Annotated in this window: 14 protein-coding genes; 8 read left to right on the top strand and 6 right to left on the bottom strand. The window is 63.0% G+C overall.

Going from position 1 to position 17,964, the window contains the following annotated elements; genetic code table 11:
* Window positions 1-304 precede the first annotated feature (304 nt).
* Window positions 305-571 (top strand): accessory factor UbiK family protein, encoded by a 267-nt coding sequence (locus tag E8E68_RS06205; RefSeq protein WP_110743371.1) that lies wholly within the window; start codon window positions 305-307, stop codon window positions 569-571.
* On the top strand, window positions 572-925 hold the full coding sequence (locus tag E8E68_RS06210; protein WP_266028974.1) for a gamma-glutamylcyclotransferase family protein: 354 nt from the start codon (window positions 572-574) through the stop codon (window positions 923-925). It abuts the gene before it with no gap.
* On the opposite strand, the gene E8E68_RS06215 is transcribed toward E8E68_RS06210, so the two are convergent.
* Window positions 879-2,954, bottom strand: coding sequence for a DUF4034 domain-containing protein (locus E8E68_RS06215; RefSeq protein WP_266028973.1), 2,076 nt, complete (start codon window positions 2,952-2,954; stop codon window positions 879-881). The two genes, E8E68_RS06210 and E8E68_RS06215, sit on opposite strands and share 47 nt — an antisense overlap.
* Window positions 2,955-3,211: 257 nt before the next feature.
* Between E8E68_RS06215 and E8E68_RS06220 the strand changes: the two genes are divergently transcribed.
* Entirely contained in the window at window positions 3,212-4,702 is a 1,491-nt protein-coding gene (locus E8E68_RS06220; RefSeq protein ID WP_280340233.1) for a YifB family Mg chelatase-like AAA ATPase, read from the top strand.
* A gap of 28 nt (window positions 4,703-4,730) precedes the next feature.
* On the opposite strand, the gene E8E68_RS06225 is transcribed toward E8E68_RS06220, so the two are convergent.
* Together E8E68_RS06225 and E8E68_RS06230 are read right to left on the bottom strand one after the other, a co-directional pair.
* Window positions 4,731-5,099, bottom strand: coding sequence for a response regulator (locus tag E8E68_RS06225; protein WP_280340234.1), 369 nt, complete (start codon window positions 5,097-5,099; stop codon window positions 4,731-4,733).
* Window positions 5,096-6,088 carry a response regulator gene (locus E8E68_RS06230; protein ID WP_280340236.1) on the bottom strand — a complete coding sequence of 331 codons (993 nt, stop codon included), beginning with the start codon at window positions 6,086-6,088 and terminating at the stop codon, window positions 5,096-5,098. The genes E8E68_RS06225 and E8E68_RS06230 overlap by 4 nt, the downstream gene beginning before the upstream one ends.
* Before the next feature lie 240 nt (window positions 6,089-6,328).
* Here E8E68_RS06230 and E8E68_RS06235 point away from each other — a divergent pair, with 240 nt between their 5' ends.
* Window positions 6,329-11,368 (top strand): ATP-binding sensor histidine kinase, encoded by a 5,040-nt coding sequence (locus tag E8E68_RS06235; protein ID WP_280340237.1) that lies wholly within the window; start codon window positions 6,329-6,331, stop codon window positions 11,366-11,368.
* A 54-nt stretch (window positions 11,369-11,422) separates the two neighbouring features.
* Here the strand turns inward: E8E68_RS06235 and ycaC (E8E68_RS06240) are convergent, their stop codons facing one another.
* Together ycaC (E8E68_RS06240) and E8E68_RS06245 are read right to left on the bottom strand one after the other, a co-directional pair.
* Window positions 11,423-12,049 carry an isochorismate family cysteine hydrolase YcaC gene (gene ycaC, locus E8E68_RS06240; protein ID WP_266028970.1) on the bottom strand — a complete coding sequence of 209 codons (627 nt, stop codon included), beginning with the start codon at window positions 12,047-12,049 and terminating at the stop codon, window positions 11,423-11,425.
* Between the two features lie 72 nt (window positions 12,050-12,121).
* Window positions 12,122-12,484, bottom strand: coding sequence for an AraC family transcriptional regulator (locus tag E8E68_RS06245; RefSeq protein WP_110743380.1), 363 nt, complete (start codon window positions 12,482-12,484; stop codon window positions 12,122-12,124).
* A 131-nt stretch (window positions 12,485-12,615) separates the two neighbouring features.
* Between E8E68_RS06245 and E8E68_RS06250 the strand changes: the two genes are divergently transcribed.
* The 4 genes from E8E68_RS06250 to E8E68_RS06265 all read left to right on the top strand — a co-directional run bounded on the left by E8E68_RS06250 (window position 12,616) and on the right by E8E68_RS06265 (window position 17,109).
* Window positions 12,616-13,602 carry a GlxA family transcriptional regulator gene (locus E8E68_RS06250; RefSeq protein ID WP_266028969.1) on the top strand — a complete coding sequence of 329 codons (987 nt, stop codon included), beginning with the start codon at window positions 12,616-12,618 and terminating at the stop codon, window positions 13,600-13,602.
* Window positions 13,603-13,767: 165 nt separating this feature from the next.
* Entirely contained in the window at window positions 13,768-15,555 is a 1,788-nt protein-coding gene (locus tag E8E68_RS06255) for a monovalent cation:proton antiporter-2 (CPA2) family protein (protein WP_266028968.1), read from the top strand.
* Window positions 15,556-16,066: 511 nt separating this feature from the next.
* Complete coding sequence (locus tag E8E68_RS06260; RefSeq protein ID WP_266029110.1) at window positions 16,067-16,360, top strand: hypothetical protein; 294 nt, start codon at window positions 16,067-16,069, stop codon at window positions 16,358-16,360.
* 170 nt (window positions 16,361-16,530) lie between these two features.
* Window positions 16,531-17,109 (top strand): PBECR2 nuclease fold domain-containing protein, encoded by a 579-nt coding sequence (locus E8E68_RS06265; RefSeq protein WP_143494077.1) that lies wholly within the window; start codon window positions 16,531-16,533, stop codon window positions 17,107-17,109.
* Window positions 17,110-17,304: 195 nt separating this feature from the next.
* On the opposite strand, the gene ycaC (E8E68_RS06270) is transcribed toward E8E68_RS06265, so the two are convergent.
* A complete protein-coding gene (gene ycaC / locus E8E68_RS06270) occupies window positions 17,305-17,934 on the bottom strand; it encodes an isochorismate family cysteine hydrolase YcaC (RefSeq protein WP_012274792.1) in 630 nt (209 codons plus the stop codon).
* Window positions 17,935-17,964: the final 30 nt, after the last annotated feature.

Below are 17,964 nucleotides of genomic sequence, written 5' to 3' on the forward strand. Positions count from 1 at the left end.
AAAAACAGAGCGTTATGTGATTTAGTCAGGATTGGCCAGTCGCCAGCATGGAAAACATGCACAGTTTCGGTGCGCAGCAGCGGGGGAAGTTGCGCGAAAAATGTGCAGCCGCTTACCAACCGCAATCGATCTTTTGTGGGCGCGGGGCTTGCGTTGCGATGGGTGTGCGAAGCGCCCCACGATTTGCCTTGATGGTGATATTTCCAGGGCCGCTGTGCGCGCTCCCAAAGGCCAATGTGCACTCAAGCGCCAGGTGTGTGCGTGCTACACTGCCGGCCATTTCTCCGTTTCAGTGGACAGCCCCATGCTCGCGCCCAAAGCCCTCCTTGATGCCCTGAGCGACCAGGCCTCGCGCCTGTTCAGCAGCGATACCGCCCAGCCCCGCGCTGAACTGGAAAGCCAGTTCAAGGTGCTGATGCAAGGCGCTTTCAGCAAACTGGACCTGGTCAGCCGCGACGAATTCGACAGCCAGATGGTCGTGCTGGCACGCACCCGTGCACGCCTCGAGGCCCTGGAAAAGCAGGTCGCCGACCTGGAAGCGCGGCTGAACCCAACTTCACAGGATGAGTGAATGCAGCCCTCCAGCGCATACCCGGTACTGTTGTTTTCCTACGGCACCTTGCAGGATAAAGCCGTGCAACTGGCCAATTTTGGCCGTGCTCTGAGCGGCCAGGCCGACCGTATGCCGGGCTACCGCCTGGACTGGATCGAGATCACTGACCCGGACGTACTGGCGACCAGCGGCAAGTCCCATCATCCCATCGTTTCCCCCAGCAGCCAGGCCAACGACAGCGTGGCAGGTATGGTCTTCCAGATCAGCGAAGACGAACTGGCAGCGGCGGACCGCTATGAAGTTGCCGACTACAAGCGTGTCGCCGTCACCCTCGCATCGGGCCTGACAGCCTGGGTTTATGTGCGCGCCTAAGCCCCTCCGATGCAGGTTGAACCCGTAACGACTCGGCGTGGGTAAAGGCCTGTTTCGGTGGTAGCTCACTTGCATGCAAGCTGCCGCGGAACAATGCCGCCCCGCACTGAATAAACAACGTCTTCACCCGGTTGTGCGAATTGAGGATCTGGGCCTGGATAGCACCAATGGCCGAATCCCTTGGTTGCAAACTGGCCGCTCGGTTGACCCATTCGATGGCGGCAAAGCGGCTTTGCTTGCGGGTGCCATGCCCCTGCATCCAGGCCAGCCCCAGTTCGGCGCTGGCACGCCCTGCAAGCCACGGGTCCGGGTGCTCGACCAGGCTCAGCAGGTAAGCAACCGCCTCACTTCGCTCCTGCGCCTCACCAAACCGGCGTAACAAAATCCCCAGGTGCAACCTCGCACACGCATTGGTCTGCCCGTTGCCCAGCGCGTCGACAAGCAGGCGCCTGACCGCCAGCATGGCACTGCGCTCGTTCAAATCCTCATCGCTGTCCATGCGCAGGCAGGCCAGGTTGTATTTGGCCTGCCTGCTGCCCGCCTCCACCGCACGCTGCAGCCAGTACCCGGCGGCCTCGTCATCCAGGTAATGCGCCGGGGTATTGTCCAGGTCGCCATGGTGCAGCTCGTACAAGGCCAGGGCAGCACCCGGCAGGTTCAGTTCGGCGCAGCGTTCATACAGGTAGCAGGCAACTTCATGCCGATTGGCTGCCCACAGCACCCGTGCCACTTCAAGCACTTCGAACCCCGGTGCCTGGCCCGCGCACTGGCGATTCACCGCCCGATGCAACCATAGCCTTGCCTGCTCGGCCGAGCGTGGCAGCGCCCACAGCCCGAAACGGTGCCCGACCGCGCGTAGAGCACAGGCAGCAGCATGTGAACGGCCGTCGCAAAGGCGCTCAATAGCCCCGTGTAACAGTTGCCTCTCATCTACCATGCCATCGCGCAGTATCAGCTCGACCAAACAGCGAAACGGCACACCCATGGCGCGAATGGCGCCGAGATCGGCATTGCACGCCAAGCTCGCGGCAAAATCGCGCATAGCGCCAGCATGGTCGCCCAATGCCCTGCTGTGCAGCGCCCCCCGCCATGCCAGAACGACAGCACGTTCCCTGGACCTCAACGGGCGTTGTGACCAGTCTTCGAGCACGTCCTGCCAGTCGGCGACGGCCTGCAACGGATCAGCCTGTCGCAGCATCAGCCGGCCTTCGACGGCCATCCAGTGCAGCGCATTACGCAAACGCTCGTCCCAGGTTGCGCACAGCGGGCCATTGATCAACAGCTCAAACGCATCGAGGCTGTCGCGCCAGCGGGGCAGCAGGTACACAGCAAGGGCCTGGATCGCTTCGAAGCAGCCGGGGCGGGCGATCAGCGCATGGCGCAGCCAGTAATAGCAAGGGTCCTCGTTTTCATGGTCGACCCGCTTGCCCAGGTAGCGCGGCAGCGACTGTGGCAGCTCGGCCAAGGGCAACAGCCCATGCCTCACCAGCAACGGCGCTGCAGCTTCCTGTACCTCTACATCGGCATGGGCACTGGGCCTGAAGCGTGCAGGCTCCCCCTGAAACAGTTGCAGCAACCAACCAGGCTCATGGAACTGCGCACTGATGCGCAGCATGCCAATGGCCGCTGCCACGGGGTGCGCAGAGCGGTCCATTGCACGCAACAGGTGCGCGGTGGCGGATTCACAAATTTGCGCAACAGCCAACAAGCGCGCAGCGTTGCGTGGGCCATCAACCTGCACCTGGCAGGCCCGGTGGAAGCAGTGCATACCCATTACCACTTGTGGGTGGTAAGCCCTGGGGCACGCGTCAACCCAGGCTCTGAGCACTTGGCTCAGGGCCCTGTCGCCCTGGTTTTCCTGGTCGAGCAGCATGTGCCCTTCAATGGCCGCCAAGTAGGCCGGGAACTCGCCGGGCGGGGCTTGGCGCCATTGAGCCTCAAGCTTGTCAAAAAAGCGATTGAGTTCAACGAATGCACTGGCCTGCACCAGTTCGCGGATTACCTGGCGCGTGCGGGTGAGCGTTTGCACGGAGCAATACCTCAAGTCCATTTGAAAGAAGATGCGGTGCCATCCCATGGCAACTGCAGTTGCTCAATAACACTAAGCCATAGCAGGTACCTGCGCAAAGAATATTGGATCCATTTTTTGCTTCAAGGATGAAAAACACAGGAGAAAACCCTGCCCTGTAAAACCACGACGCACACTTCTAGCGCCTGCCATGGCAGCACTGGCTATTCTTTGCCCTGCCGCAGGAAGCGGCATTTTCCAGCAACAACGGAGTGTTCATGTCCCTAGCCCTCGTCCACAGCCGCGCCCAGGTAGGCGTGCAGGCACCGGCGGTCAGCGTCGAAACCCACCTGACCAATGGTTTGCCCCATCTCACCCTCGTCGGCTTGCCGGAAACCACGGTCAAGGAAAGCAAGGACCGGGTGCGCAGCGCCATCGTCAACTCCGGGCTGAACTACCCGCAACGACGCATTACCCAGAACCTCGCCCCCGCCGACCTGCCCAAGGATGGCGGCCGATATGACCTGGCCATTGCCCTGGGCATCCTCGCCGCCGATGGCCAGGTGCCGATTGCCACCCTGGCCGATATGGAATGCCTGGGCGAACTGGCGCTTTCGGGGAAATTGCGCCCGGTCCAGGGTGTGCTCCCTGCCGCACTGGCCGCGCGCGAAGCAGGCCGGGCGCTGGTGGTACCACGGGAAAATGCCGAGGAAGCCAGCCTGGCAGGCGGGCTGGTGGTGTATGCGGTGGGCCACCTGTTGGAGCTGGTCGCCCACCTGAACGGCCAGGTGCCGTTGCCGCCCTACGCCGCCAACGGTCTGATCCTGCAGCAACGGCCCTACCCCGACCTGAGCGAAGTGCAGGGGCAACTGGCAGCCAAGCGTGCCTTGCTGCTGGCTGCGGCCGGGGCGCACAACCTATTGTTCACCGGGCCGCCCGGCACCGGCAAGACCTTGCTCGCCAGCCGCCTGCCCGGGCTGCTGCCACCGCTGGACGAACACGAAGCGCTGGAAGTGGCAGCCATCCAGTCGGTCAGCGGTAATGCGCCGCTGAACAGCTGGCCACAGCGACCCTTTCGCCACCCCCATCACTCTGCCTCCGGCCCCGCGCTGGTCGGTGGCAGCAGCCGACCGCAACCAGGAGAAATCACACTCGCCCATCACGGCGTGTTGTTTCTCGACGAGCTTCCCGAGTTTGAACGGCGCGTGCTGGAAGTGCTGCGCGAGCCACTGGAGTCAGGTGAAATCGTAATTGCCCGAGCCCGCGACAAGGTGCGTTTCCCCGCGCGCTTCCAGCTGGTGGCGGCGATGAACCCCTGCCCTTGCGGCTACCTGGGCGACCCCACTGGCCGCTGCCGCTGCAGCACCGAGCAGATCGCACGCTATCGCAACAAACTGTCCGGGCCACTGCTGGACCGCATCGACCTGCACCTGACCGTGGCTCGTGAGACCACCACGTTGAACAACCGGCCATGCGGGGAAACCAGTGCCGATGTCGCCGTCAGGGTGGCTGAAGCGCGGGAGCTGCAGCACAGGCGACAAGGGTGTGCGAATGCATTTCTCGACCTTGAAGGGTTGCGGCGCCATTGTGGCTTGGCACCAGCGGACCAAGTCTGGCTGGAGGGGGCGTGCGAGCGATTGACCTTGTCGTTACGGGCAGCGCACCGGCTGTTGAAGGTGGCGCGGACACTGGCGGATCTGGAGGGGTGCGCTGCGATAGGCCGGGCGCACCTGGCCGAGGCCCTGCAGTACCGGCCGGGGAGCAGCTAGGCGATGGCGGTCAAGGCGTACAGGCACATTATTGGCCGCCAGCCAAAGCCTCTTCAACCGCCTTCAGCAGCACCTCTTCGGAAAACGGCTTGCCCAGACAGGCCTGCGCCCCTTGGCCCGTTGCTGTACGCACCGCGCCATCATCCCAATGCGCCGACATGCAGATCACCGGTAACGCCCACTGCAGCCGCGCGAGCTCGCGCTGCACCTCCAGCCCGTTCATTCCCGACATCTTCAGATCGAGCAACACGCAACCCGCCTGCCGCGCCAGCTCAGAGGCCAGGAACACCTCTCCACCAGCGAACGACAAGGTCTTGAACCCGGCCGAGCGCAGCAGGTTGGCCAGGCTTTTGCGCACCGAAGCATCGTCATCGACGATGCATACCCATCTGCTCATGCGCCGGCCAGGCCCTCAAGCTGTGCACCAAGCACGTTGTGCATGGCGACCAACTCCACCAGCGAGCGGGACTGCATCTTGTTCATGATGTTCTTCTTGTGCACTTTGGTGGTCACCTCGCTGGTGCCAATCTGCCTGGCAATCTGCTTGTGGGAAAGGCCATCGACCACCAGCGAGAACACCTGGCGCTCACGCGGGGTCAGGCGCTGGTACTTCTCCTCTACCTGCCGCGCGTGGCGCCATTTGCGCCCATCGGCCACGGCACGCAGGCGCACAGCCTGCAGCAGCGTCAGCAACTGGTCTTCCTCAAAGGGCTTGGTCAGGAACTCCACGGCGCCGGCGCGCATGGCCTGCACGGTCATCGGAATGGTGCCGAAGCCGGTCATGAACACGATCGGCCAAGGCAAGGCCAGCCGGCGCAGCGCTTGCTGCACTTCGAGCCCGGTGGTATCGGGCAGGTGCATGTCCAGCAACAAGCAGGCATAGGGGGTTGCGAGGCGAGCCTCGAACAACGCCTCGGCACTGGCAAACAGATGGTGCGGAATATCCTGCGAGCGCAGCAGGCGGCCCAACGCCGTGCGTACCGAGGGGTCGTCGTCCACCACCAGCACCGGCACGTCCAGGCTGTGGCCTGATGGCTCTGGCGTGTCGACGCCACTCCACAACGGCAAGTGCTCATGGGCACGGCCAGGCGCATCAAAGCTGATCTCGGCGGCCAGACGATAGCCGCGCCGTGGCACAGTCTGGATCAGCCCACGGTCACCAAAAGCCTTGCGGAGCAAAGACACCTGCACCTGCAGGTTGTTGTCCTCGACCACCGTACCGGCCCACACCTGGCTGAACAGCTCGTCCTTGCCAACCACCCGGCCCTTGGCCCTGATCAGCGTGGCCAGCACCTCGAAAGCTCGACCGCCCAGCAGCATCGGCTTGCCATCGAGAAACACTTCTCGCCGCTCCAGCGACACCTGGGCATTGCCTATTCGGATCATGGCTTCCTCGCATGGGCGTGAGCGTTTGCGCAGCCCCGGGCAGCCTAGGCCAGCATACGCGTTCAGACAATTATCCCGAGGGATAGGTTGGCCACTGCACTATACAAGCGCCAGGCACAGGCCAGGGGGCGATAACGGACAACAGCGTCCCCGTTCCTGCCAAGCGGGCTGTAACCCGCGTCCGCACTGGGCCCGCTGCGTATACTCGCGGCTCGGGATGTCGCTAGCAGGGGGTGCCATATGCTTGATGAACGCCTTGCCCACAGGCCTTTGGATTACGATCAGTCCGTCGACGAGGGCTGGCTGAACCGCTGCGACATCACTGCATTGGGGCAGGAAGGCGAGCTCAGCTACTTTCGTCTGTGCGACCCCGCTACCCAGCAAACCTGGGTCGCAGTGCGCGCGCCGCTTGAGGCCCCCTCCGCCTGTCAGCGCCTGGAGCGCGACTACCGGCTGGAGCTGGACCCGCAATGGGCCGTAATCCCCTGCGCGTTCGTGCGTTCAGCCGAAGGCCCACTGTTGGTGTACCCGGCCGGCCACTGCATCGCCGACCTGCTAGCCGAAGGCCCGCTGGCCCTTGAGCCATTTCTCGACATCGCGGTGAACGCTGCGACTGCATTGGCCCAGGCCCACAAACGCAATGTGCTTCACGGTGCCCTTCAGCCAGCACATGTGTATTTGCAGGGTAACCAGCGGGTGCGGTTGGGCTGCTTCCGCGCTACCCCCACGCAGCTGATCAGCGAACAGGGCACGCCGCTCGGTAACTGGACCTACCTGGCCCCCGAACAAGTCTGCCCGCACGGCAGCAGCAGCGACCAGCGAAGTGATATTTATGCGCTGGGTGCAATTCTCTACCAGCTGCTGCTCGGCGAGCTGCCGCTGGCAGGGCGCGACACCCAGCACTGGCGCCAGTTACATGCCGGTGTGCAGCCAAGGGCGGCCTGCGAAGTGGACAGCAAGGTGCCGCAGCCACTGAGCAGAGTGTTGAGCAAGGCCCTGGCCAAAGAGCCGGGCGCCCGCTACCAGAGCGCCCACGCGCTGGCGGTGGACTTGGCCTACTGCCAGCGGCAATGGGCTGACAGCGGGCACATGGCGGCTTTCGAGCCAGGCTGCGCCGACCCGGTTGCCGCAAATGACAGCCGCCTGTATGGCCGCAGTGCAGAGCAGAAGGCCATCGCCCTGCTGCTCAAGGGCATGCGCCGCGACAGCAAGCCACAAGTGCTGCATATCAACGGCGCCGCCGGCATGGGCAAGTCGAGCCTGGTCGAGGCGGCACTCAAGGCCAATGCCGAAGGGTATTGGGCCGTCGGCAAATGCAACAGCCTGACCCAGGCTGCACCCTACGCGCCCTGGGTGGGAATCCTCGGCGCGCTGACCACCCAACTGCTGGCCAAGAACAGCCAGGATCTCGACACCCTGCGGCGTGACATCCTGCGCCGCATCAAAGGCCACGGCCGCTTGCTTGGCAAGCTGGCGCCAGACCTGCAACTGGTTGTCGGCCCATTGCCTGACCTGCCAGCCAAACCCACGCGCCTGGCATTGCAGAAAGAACTGCGCGCAGTCGTGGAATTCCTCCAGGTGTTCAGCCGCCCTGGCCTGCCGCTGGTGCTGTTCCTCGATGACATGCAGTGGGTCGATGACGCCTCTCGGCAGTTGCTGGCACAACTGTTGGCCAACATGCCCGATAACCTGCTGCTGATCTTTGCCCGGCACAATGACGGCAACGCGCCACTTGCCGTCCCCACCTCGGTGCGCAGCACCACCCTTAACCTGCGCCCCTTGGCCCTGGGTGCAGTGGCCGAGCTGATCGTGGAACGCTATCACGTCGACCCCGGCCCGGCGTGGCAACTGGCCGAGCAGGTACATGACAAAACGGCAGGCAACCCATTCTTCATCCACCAGATTCTCTGGGCCATGGTCGAGGACCAGCTGTTCACCTTCGATACCCAGGCCATGCGCTGGTCATGGTGCCTGAAGGCAGTGGCCCGGCACCGCTACTCCGACAATGTCGCAGACCTGATGATCCACCGCCTGGCGCGCCTGCCCGCGCCGCAGCGCGACGTGCTGCGCGTTGCCAGCGCAGCGGGCAGTCGATGTGATGAAAGCGTGTTGCAGCGGGTCCTCGCAAAACCCCTGGGCGATCCGTTGCAGGCTCTGATTGGCGCGGGTTTCCTGCTGTCGAGCCAGGACGGCCTGGGCTTCGTTCATGACCGGGTCATGGAAGCGGCTTATCAACTGACGCCGGTGCACGAGCGCGAATCGTTGCATGCGCGCATTGCCCTGGCCATGCTCCGGGCCTGGCCAGAACGTGTGCAGCAGCTGCCGTTCGAGATCGCCCACCAGCTGCAACGCGCCAGCCCACGCGGGTTTGCCGCGGATGACAGCGCAGTCTTCCTGCAGCTTTTACCCGAAGCCGCCCTGCGTGCGCGTGACAGCGGCGCCCATGAGCAGGCCGCCGGGTATCTGCGCACAGCCGAACAACTGCTTGACCACGGCAGCACGCTGGAAAACCGCGCCACGCTTGGCTTTGCCATCGCCAGCATGGCGGCGGAGTGCGAGCTGCAGCTGTCGCGCATGGCCGCCGCCGAGGCCCGGCTTGGCGAATGCCGCCAGCGCGCACGCTCAATGCTGGAGCGGGCCAGGGTGTGCCAGCTGCAGGCTCGCCTTGATACTCTGCGGGGCGACTATCAGGCAGCCATTGATAGTGCACTGTGCGGCCTGCAGATGCTGGGTATCTGCCTGGCGCCGGGACTAGACCCGCAACAGGTGGCTGCCAGCCATGCCCGCGTGCAAGCCTTGATCGAGCAAAAAGGCCGTCACTGCCTGGAGTCGCTGCCCCGCACCGACTCGGAAGAAGTGGCCCTGGCAATGGGTTTGCTGGCCACCCTGTCGTGCTCATTCCTGGTGCAGGACGACCTGTGCTTCCTGCACCTGGCCAAGCTCATGGAGCTTTCGCTGTTGCACGGTGTTGCCCCAGGCAGTGCCTACGGCCTGGCCTGGTACGGGGTGCTGTGCGCCGAACGCTTCGGCACCTACCACGACGGCCACGCATGCTGCCTGGCGGCGCTCAAACTGATCGAGCGCCACGGCCTGGAGGCAGACCTGAGCAGCGCCCTACTGGCCCTGGACCAGGTCAGCGCCTGGACTTCACCCATGGAATTGGCCCGCCGCACAGCCCTGGAGGCTGTCGACTCGGCGCACCTGAGCGGTGACCTGGCGATGAGCTGCCATGCCTGTAACCACCTGGTTTCCGACTCGTTGATCATGGGCCGCTACCTGCCGGAGGTGGACGATGAAATAGCACAAGGCCTGGCTACCGTGCGCCGCCATGGCTACCACGATGTCGAACAAATCCTGCTGGCCCAGCAAGCGTTCGTTGCCAGCCTCGGCGGCATGCCCTGCCCGGTTTCAGCTGCGCCCTCGAACTCGCCCACCACACGGTTCTTCCAGCACCTGTTTGCCGGCATGTGCGCCTTCTACCTGGGCAACCACCCGCAGGCCATGCGCAACCTGACCCTGGCAGGCGATTACACCTGGGCCGCACCGGCGCATATCAACCTGGCCGACTTTCACCTGTTCCGCGGCTTGGCCCTGGGCAGCCCTGAAGCCCCCGGCAGCCTTGCCGACAAGCTGCGTGAGCTGCAGGCCCTGCGTAAGCGCTTCGTGCACTGGGCAGGCTTCAACCCGGTCACGTTCCGCAACAAGCTGCTGCTGATCGAAGGGGTCATCGCCAAGCTCGAGGGCGACGGGCTGGCAGCCATCCGCTGCTTCGACCAAGCGCAGATCGCCGCTACCGCGGCCGGCTTCATCCATGAACAGGCGCTGGCCCACGAGCAACTGGCTGAAGTGTGCATCCCCAGCGGCCTGATTTCCGGCGCCAACCTGCACCTGCGCATCGCGCGGGACTGCTTTCATATCTGGGGCGCAACCGGCAAGGTGCACCAACTGGAGACACTCCACCCGTTTCTGCGGACCCAGCCAATCCAGGAGACCCAGCGTGCCACCCACCAGGCCAGGCTAGACCTTGAGGCCGGTATCCAAGCCGCACGGGCGTTGTCCGAAGAGGTGCTGCTTGAGGGCCTGATCGAAAGCCTGATGGGCAACCTGACCCAGCATTCCGGCGCCGACCATGGTGCGTTGCTGATCGTCAGTGGCGCCGAATTCCAGATGGCCGCCCTTGCGTTCATCGACGATGCCGGGCTGCATGTGAGCATGGACAACTGCCAGAAATTCATGACCCAGGCACCGCTGTCGGTCATCAACACCACCATGCGCACGCGCAAGCCACTGGTGCTTAATGATGCCCAAAGCGATTGCCCCGAGGCTTTTCGCCAGGAACTGAACTTACGCAACGCTCGCTCGGTACTGTGCCTGCCTCTGGTGATCCAGGGGGTGCTGATCGGCCTGGTGTACCTGGAAAACCGGCTGGTGCCCAACCTGTTTGGCAGCCAGCGCCTGGCCATGCTGGAAATCCTTGCATCGCAGGCAGCTGTGTCGCTGCAGACGGCCAAGTTCTATACACGCCTGGCCGAAGACAACCAGAGCCGCGCGCAGATGGAGGCAGAACTGCGCCACTCGCGTGCAGAGCTCGCGCGCACGGCGCACCTGCAAGTGATGAACGAGCTGTCGGCATCGATTGCCCATGAGATCAGCCAACCGCTGCTGGGCATCACCGCCAATGCCGCTGCCAGCCTGCGTTGGCTGAAACGCGCAACGCCCAACCTAGAAGAAGCGATTGCCGGCCTGGAGGACATCCGCAACGACAGTGAGCGTGCCGCCAACATCGTGCGGGCGCTGCGCTCGCTGGCCCGGCAGTCACCGATGCAACTGAAGGCAGTGAAGCTGGACGAGCTGATCCGCGAGGTCGTGCGTTTGACATCCGCCGATGCCACCAGAGGTGCAGTGGACGTGCAGACGCAGCTACAGGCAGGGGTCAGCGTGATGGCCGACCCGGTGCAGTTGCAGCAGCTGGTGTTCAACTTGATTACCAATGGCCTGGAGGCGTTGGCAGGGTATCGCAGCGATGGCGTGCTGCGGATTGCCTCGGCACAGGCTGGAGAGCGGGTGGAAATCTGCGTGGACGACAACGGGCCGGGGATCGCGCCCGAGGAACGGGAACGGGTGTTCGGGGCGTTCTACACCACCAAGAGCAGTGGCATGGGCATGGGGCTGGCGATTTGCAGTTCGGTGGTGCAGGCCCATGGTGGAGAGCTGCAGGCGCTGGTGTCGGAGCTGGGTGGATGCCGGATTCGTTTCAGTCTGCCGGTGAGTCATTCGTAGCCTGGGCCGGCCTGTTCGCGGATAAGACCGCAAAGCGGCCGGCACAGGGTTGAATCACCGTGAGGTCAACGCCGTGTAGCTGTTCATCAGGTTGCGGTAGTTGGGGATACGCTGCGACAGCAGGTTGCCCAGCCCCTCGATGTCGTTGCGCCAGTCGCGGTGCAGCTCACACGCCACCGAGAACCAGTTCATCATCTGCGCACCCGCCTGGGTCATGCGCACCCACGCCGCCTGCTGCACGGTTTCGTTGAAGGTGCCCGAGGCATCGGTGACCACGAATACTTCAAAACCCTCCGCCAATGCCGACAGGGTCGGGAACGCCACGCACACGTCGGTGACCACCCCGGCGATGATCAGTTGCTTGCGGCCAGTGGCCTTGATCGCCTTGACGAAGTCTTCGTTATCCCACGCGTTGATCTGGCCAGGGCGGGCGATGTAGGGGGCGTCTGGGAACATCTCTTTCAGCTCGGGTACCAGCGGGCCGTTCGGGCCCTGCTCGAAGCTGGTGGTGAGGATGGTTGGCAGGCCGAAGAACTTGGCAAGGTCGCCCAGGGCCAACACGTTGTTCTTGAATTCGTTGGGTGAGAAGTCCTGCACCAGCGAGATCAGGCCGGTCTGGTGATCCACCAGCAGGACCACGGCGTCGTCTTTGTTCAGGCGCTTGTAATCGGGTTGGCTCATCGGGGTGACTCCTTGGGTTGGGAAAGCGGCCGGCACTGCCCGCAAGGGGGTATACCAGAGGATAGCTTCGGCTTAAGGAATGGCGTGCGCCTGGCGCCAAGCGTTCGGCGGTTGGCCGACCAGGCGGCTGAAGGCGCGGGTGAAATGGGCCTGGTCGCAAAAGCCGCACTCCAGGCTGACGTGGGTGATCGGCGCCTCGGTCGCGAGCAGGCGCTTGGCCTTTTCCATACGTGCCAGCAGGCGCCACGCCTGGGGCGATAGGCCGGTATTGACCTTGAAGGCGCGGGAAAAATGGCTGCGGGTGAGGTTGCACACGCCAGCGATCTCGATGATCGACAGCGAGCTGCGCAGCATCAGCTCCTTGGCCTGGCGCAAGCGCGCTGGCGTCAACGCACCAGGGGCTTGCAGCGGTGGTTGGGGTGTCCCAGGGGGCATGACGACTCTCCTGTTCAGTGAGAAAAGTCTCGCCCCCGGCTCATGACAAAGTCCTGAGCCAAAGCTGAAATGTTCTTAATCGTGCAGCGCTGCCCTAAGATGCGTGCTCAGGACACTTGGGGTTATGAGGTATGCAGGAAAATCGCGCTCATCGAACCGTGGCCATGGTGCTGTTCAACGATGTGCTGTTGCTGGACGTGACCGGGCCAATGGACGCCTTTGCCATTGCCAACCGGTTCTTGCCTGAAGACAAGCAGTACCGATTGCTCACCGTAGCCGAGGGCCATCAGGCGATCCGCGGTTCGTGCGGCCTGAACGTCCTGGCCGACCTGCGCCTGGAGGCACTGCCCGCAGGCGTGGATCTGTTGCTGGTACCGGGCGGCCCAGGCGCCTATGACGTCGCCCTGCCTGGGCTGGAGCGGTGGCTGCCGCAGGCGGTGCGCAGTGCCAGACGCTTTGGTGCCATCTGCACCGGGGTATTCCTGCTGGGCAGGGCGGGGCTGCTGGATGGCTATCGCTGCACCACTCACTGGAACTACGTCGAGCGCCTGGCGCAGGCGTTTCCCGAGGCCAAGGTAGAAACCGAGCAGATCTATGTCATCGACCGCTGCCTGATCACCTCGGGCGGAATCACCGCAGGCATCGACCTGGCATTGGCGGTGGTCGCTGAAGACCACGGCAAGGCGCTGGCCCTGGAAGTGGCCAAGGTGCTGCTGGTCGCCCGCCATCGCCAGGGTGGGCAGACACCCTATGGGCCCCTGCTGGCGGCGATACCACGCGATGATTCACCGATTGCCCGGGTGCAGGCATACATCGTCGACCATATCGAGCAGGTGTTCACCGTGCAGAAGATGGCCGACCTGGTGGCCATGAGCGGGCGCAACTTTGCCAGGACGTTTCAGCGTGAGGTGGGCATTACACCGCTGCAGTACCTGCAGAATGCGCGCATCGATCGCGCGCGCAAGCTGCTCGAATGCGGTGACTTGCCGATGAAGGTGGTGGCGGCGCAGTGTGGGTTCGGCAGTGACCGGCACATGCGCAAGGTATTCTGCGAGCGGATTGGCATGACGCCAGCGCAGTATCGGGCGCAGTTTGGTGGCGGTGAACAGTCGGATTAGCGCTGCTTTTTCGCGAGCGTGCCCAGGTAATGGACGGCACCGATTGTCACCCTGACCAGGACAATGTTTCTTCCCGTCAGACGATTGTCTGGCGCCACCCCGCCCCTCAGAATTGTCCGTCAAACTGTTCGAACGCTGCCCCGGCAGCTCATGGAGTACGAGCCAATGCCACACGAAGGCAGCCTTCTGCAAACCGCGGTGATCTTTCTGCTCGCCGCAGTCCTCGCCGTCCCCCTGGCAAAGCGCCTGCAACTGGGCGCGGTGCTCGGTTACCTGCTGGCCGGCGTGGTCATCGGCCCGCAAGCACTCGGCCTGATCCGCGATACCGAAAGCGTGGCGCACATTTCCGAGCTGGGCGTGGTCCTGCTGCTGTTCATCATTGGCCTGGAGTTGTCGCCCAAGCGCCTGTGGCTGATGCGCAAGTCGGTGTTCGGCGTTGGCACCGCCCAGGTGCTGCTGACCGGCGCGCTGATCGGTGCCATTGCCCTGTTCGGCTTCAGCCAGACGCTCCCAGCAGCCATCGTGCTCGGCCTGGGCCTGGCCCTGTCATCCACCGCCCTCGGCCTGCAGAGCCTGGCTGAGAGCAAGCAGCTCAATGCACCGCACGGCCGCCTGGCGTTCGCCATCCTGCTGTTCCAGGACATTGCCGCCATTCCGCTGATCGCCCTGGTACCACTGCTGGCCGCCAGCGGCCCGGAGACCAGCCACGGCGACAGCCTGCAACACGGCTTGAAGGTATTCGCCAGCATCGCCGTGGTAATCATCGGCGGCCGCTACCTGCTGCGCCCGGTGTTCCGCACCGTTGCCCGCACCGGCCTGCCGGAAGTGTCTACCGCCACCGCGCTGCTGGTAGTGATCGGCACCGCCTGGCTGATGGAGGAAGCTGGCATCTCCATGGCTCTGGGTGCCTTCCTCGCCGGCCTGCTGCTGGCCGACTCGGAATACCGCCACGAGCTGGAGTCACAGATCGAGCCATTCAAGGGCCTGCTGCTCGGGTTGTTCTTCATCAGTGTCGGCATGGGCGCCAACCTGCGCCTGCTGCTGGAAATGCCACTGGTGGTGCTGGGCCTGACCCTGCTGCTGGTGGCGGTGAAGCTGGTACTGCTGGTGGGCGTCGGCCGCCTGGCGGGAGGCCTGAGCGGCGCCAGCGCGCTGCGCCTGGGCATGGTGCTGGCGGCCGGTGGCGAGTTCGCTTTCGTGGTGTTCAAGCTGGGCAAGGACCAGGGCCTGTTCGACACCCAGACCTACGACCTGCTGCTGATGACCATCACCCTGTCGATGGCCATTACCCCGCTGCTGATGATTGGTTGCGCCCGCGCCCTCAAGCGCCCACAGCCGGCGCGTGAGGTACCCGAGCAGTACAAGCAGATCCGCACGGATACGCCACGGGTGGTGATCGTCGGCATGGGCCGCATGGGCCAGATCGTCGCGCGCATCCTGCGGGCTCAGAAGATCCCGTTCATTGCCCTGGAAACCTCGGTGGACACGATCGAGATGACCCGCATGTTCGAACAGGTGCCAGTGTTCTACGGCGACCCGCTGCGCCCGGAGGTGCTGCACGCCGCCAAGGTGGGTGAAGCGGAGTATTTCATCATCACCATTGATGACCCAGAAGCCGCCATTCATACCGCCGAACGGGTGAAGCGCCTGTACCCACACCTGAAGGTGCTGGCCCGGGCGCGTAACCGCCAGCATGTGCACAAGTTGGTGGATGTGGGTGCCGAGCCGATTCGCGAAACGTTCTACTCCAGCCTGGAAATGACCCGCCGGGCGCTGGTGGGGTTGGGCTTGAGCGATGAGCAGGCGGCGGACCGCATTGCGCGGTTTACCCAGCATGACGAAGAGGTGCTGGAGGCCCAGGGGCAAGTGCGTGATGACCGGGCCAAGGTGATGCAGACGGCCAAGGAGGCGCGGGTGGAGCTGGAAAGGTTGTTTGATTCGGATGCGGATTGAGGGCTTGTGGCGCATGTCTTGAGGGTTGTAGTGCGTGTGAGATCGGGCGCCGCCCGCGCGGCGCATCGCGAGCTGCGCTCGATCTCATGGGCGCCCAAAAACTACCGCCAGGCACCTGGAGGCCATCCGCAACCTCCTGACGATCACCTCGCTGCCATTACGCGAACACACAAAAACCATCACAAAATCGTCTAATTCTCAGCTGGGTCCTACTTCCCCGCGAACCATTTCCTACGTTCACGCCAATCCCAAGGATTTATCCTACACACCGTGTCGACGCCCGTCTGATTGTCCGGGGAAGGCCTGCTCTCTAGGCTAACCGGGTCGCTGTCGGTTCAGCGATCGGGTGTGGAAACCCGTCTCGGTCTGAGGTGCTGTCTTCAATGGCAGTTGTGCGCGGGAGGCCGTATGGCCTACCGGGTTGCCTCTCACCGGTTTTCCACCCCGCGTACAACTGCCACCCTTCGCGTGGAAACGGATGGTTGCAGTACAACCTAGAGAGCTTACTGCAATGAAAAAGATTGTTCCGGATCCACCCCTCCCCAACACCACACAACGCTCTTTCAGCCGCTGCGATGCCGGCCATCCCCCATTGTTCACCGTAAACCCCGACGTCTCGGCCCACGATGCCCTGGTGCATGTCGCCCAATACCTGCGCGGCGCCTACGACTGTGGCTACAAAGCCTTGGAGCATCTGGATGACACAGGCAAGAGCCTGTTCTGGAGCAACCTGAACGCACTCGAAATGGCAGAAGGGTTGGTTGAGGCATTGCTGGATGGGATTGAGTCACAGCCAGTAAGTTGAAGTGATTTACATCAGCCCTGAGCAGGCTGCAATGACTAGCCTGCTCTGCCCAAATGCCGGAAATACCCTACACAACGCGTCACCCTCCGTCTGATTGTTAGGGGGCCCCCTTCGCCATAGGCTTACCTGGCCGCCGCCACATCAGCGACTGTTCCCAGTCAGGTATTTCATTGACCCCCAACAGCCCAGCCGCGAAAAATGCCGAAAAGAAAGGCCAGAACTCCTGGCTGGACGAACAATTACCCGACCTCAGAACACTTGCGCGTGAACTACGCGCCCAGGCTATCGAAGAACTAGCGCCTGCTGATTCGCATGACGCTGCAGTCGAGGTTGCTGCACGGCATCTGGGCTTGGACAGCGAAAACGTTGAGGTAGTCAGCATCAGCAGCCCACTGGGCGACATCCGGATTCAGCGCAGCTGTATCTACCACATCGTCGAGAAGAGACAGGACGCCCGGGAACGCTATGTAAAGGTAGCGCTGGATACGTTAATCGGACCATTTGAGGTATGGCAGGTCGCTTACACCAATGACACTTTCAGGCTGGCCTTCATCGGCGTCTACGAAACCAGGCGCCAGATGCTGGTAATCGTGACCCTCGACAACGGCAAAACGCTGTGGAATTTCATGCAGTGCGATGCAAAAGCACTGAACAAACATCGCCACGGGCTGCTGCTCTACAAGCGGTACAATTTTCTGCCAAGAAAAGAAAAGGGCCACTGTCACCAGTGGCCCTGTATTTGCGCTTGATATTCATATACACACCCTCAAGCAGGGGTGTGGAGGTCTCACCCGACGCTGATGATTCAGCCATCGACGGGGTTCCTACGCCAGCTTTTACCGCTGAATGGCAGCTGGTTTCGCGCTCAGTTCAAACGCTAACAACACTCTACGATCAAGTCAACGGTAGCCCCAAGGGGAGGCTACCCATCAGGTTACTTAGTGTTACTTACCCGCAGTCAGCGCGTTATAGCTGGTCATCAGGTTGCGATAATCCGGAATGTGGTTGGAGCAAAGTGCAGCCAGCCCTTCGACATCGTTGCGCCAGTCGCGGTGCAGCTCGCAGGCCACGCCGAACCAGGTCATCAGTTGGGCACCCGCCTGGCTCATGCGGTCATGCGCAGCATCGCGGGTCATCTCGTTGAAGGTGCCGGAAGCATCAGTCACCACGAACACGTCGAACTCTTCTTCCAGGGCCGACAGGGCCGGGAAAGCTACACAGACCTCAGTCACCACACCGGCAATGATCAGTTGCTTCTTGCCAGTCGCCTTCACCGCCTTGACGAAATCCTCGTTGTCCCAGGCGTTGATCTGACCTGGGCGGGCGATGTACGGGGCATCAGGGAACAGGGCTTTCAGTTCCGGCACCAGCGGGCCGTTAGGGCCTTGCTCGAAGCTGGTGGTGAGGATGGTCGGCAGGTTGAAGAACTTGGCCAGGTCAGCCAGCGCCAGCACGTTGTTCTTGAACTTGTCCGGTTCGATGTCGCGCACCAGCGACAGCAGCCCAGCCTGGTGGTCGACCAGCAGTACGGCAGCGTCGTCTTTGTTCAGGCGGTTGTAGGTGAATTTGCTCATGGTCTGTGCTCCTAAGGGTTATGAATTTTT

This window comes from Pseudomonas sp. BN607, assembly GCF_029871175.1.
Lineage (GTDB): Bacteria > Pseudomonadota > Gammaproteobacteria > Pseudomonadales > Pseudomonadaceae > Aquipseudomonas.

Bases quoted from the DNA above. Each gene is read 5' to 3' on its own strand.
- E8E68_RS06205 (WP_110743371.1), top strand. From the start codon at position 305: ATGCTCGCGCCCAAAGCCCTCCTTGATGCCCTGAGCGACCAGGCCTCG.
- E8E68_RS06210 (WP_266028974.1), top strand. From the start codon at position 572: ATGCAGCCCTCCAGCGCATACCCGGTACTGTTGTTTTCCTACGGCACC.
- E8E68_RS06220 (WP_280340233.1), top strand. From the start codon at position 3,212: ATGTCCCTAGCCCTCGTCCACAGCCGCGCCCAGGTAGGCGTGCAGGCA.
- E8E68_RS06225 (WP_280340234.1), bottom strand. From the start codon at position 5,099: ATGAGCAGATGGGTATGCATCGTCGATGACGATGCTTCGGTGCGCAAA.
- E8E68_RS06230 (WP_280340236.1), bottom strand. From the start codon at position 6,088: ATGATCCGAATAGGCAATGCCCAGGTGTCGCTGGAGCGGCGAGAAGTG.
- E8E68_RS06235 (WP_280340237.1), top strand. From the start codon at position 6,329: ATGCTTGATGAACGCCTTGCCCACAGGCCTTTGGATTACGATCAGTCC.
- ycaC (WP_266028970.1), bottom strand. From the start codon at position 12,049: ATGAGCCAACCCGATTACAAGCGCCTGAACAAAGACGACGCCGTGGTC.
- E8E68_RS06245 (WP_110743380.1), bottom strand. From the start codon at position 12,484: ATGCCCCCTGGGACACCCCAACCACCGCTGCAAGCCCCTGGTGCGTTG.
- E8E68_RS06250 (WP_266028969.1), top strand. From the start codon at position 12,616: ATGCAGGAAAATCGCGCTCATCGAACCGTGGCCATGGTGCTGTTCAAC.
- E8E68_RS06255 (WP_266028968.1), top strand. From the start codon at position 13,768: ATGCCACACGAAGGCAGCCTTCTGCAAACCGCGGTGATCTTTCTGCTC.
- E8E68_RS06260 (WP_266029110.1), top strand. From the start codon at position 16,067: ATGAAAAAGATTGTTCCGGATCCACCCCTCCCCAACACCACACAACGC.
- ycaC (WP_012274792.1), bottom strand. From the start codon at position 17,934: ATGAGCAAATTCACCTACAACCGCCTGAACAAAGACGACGCTGCCGTA.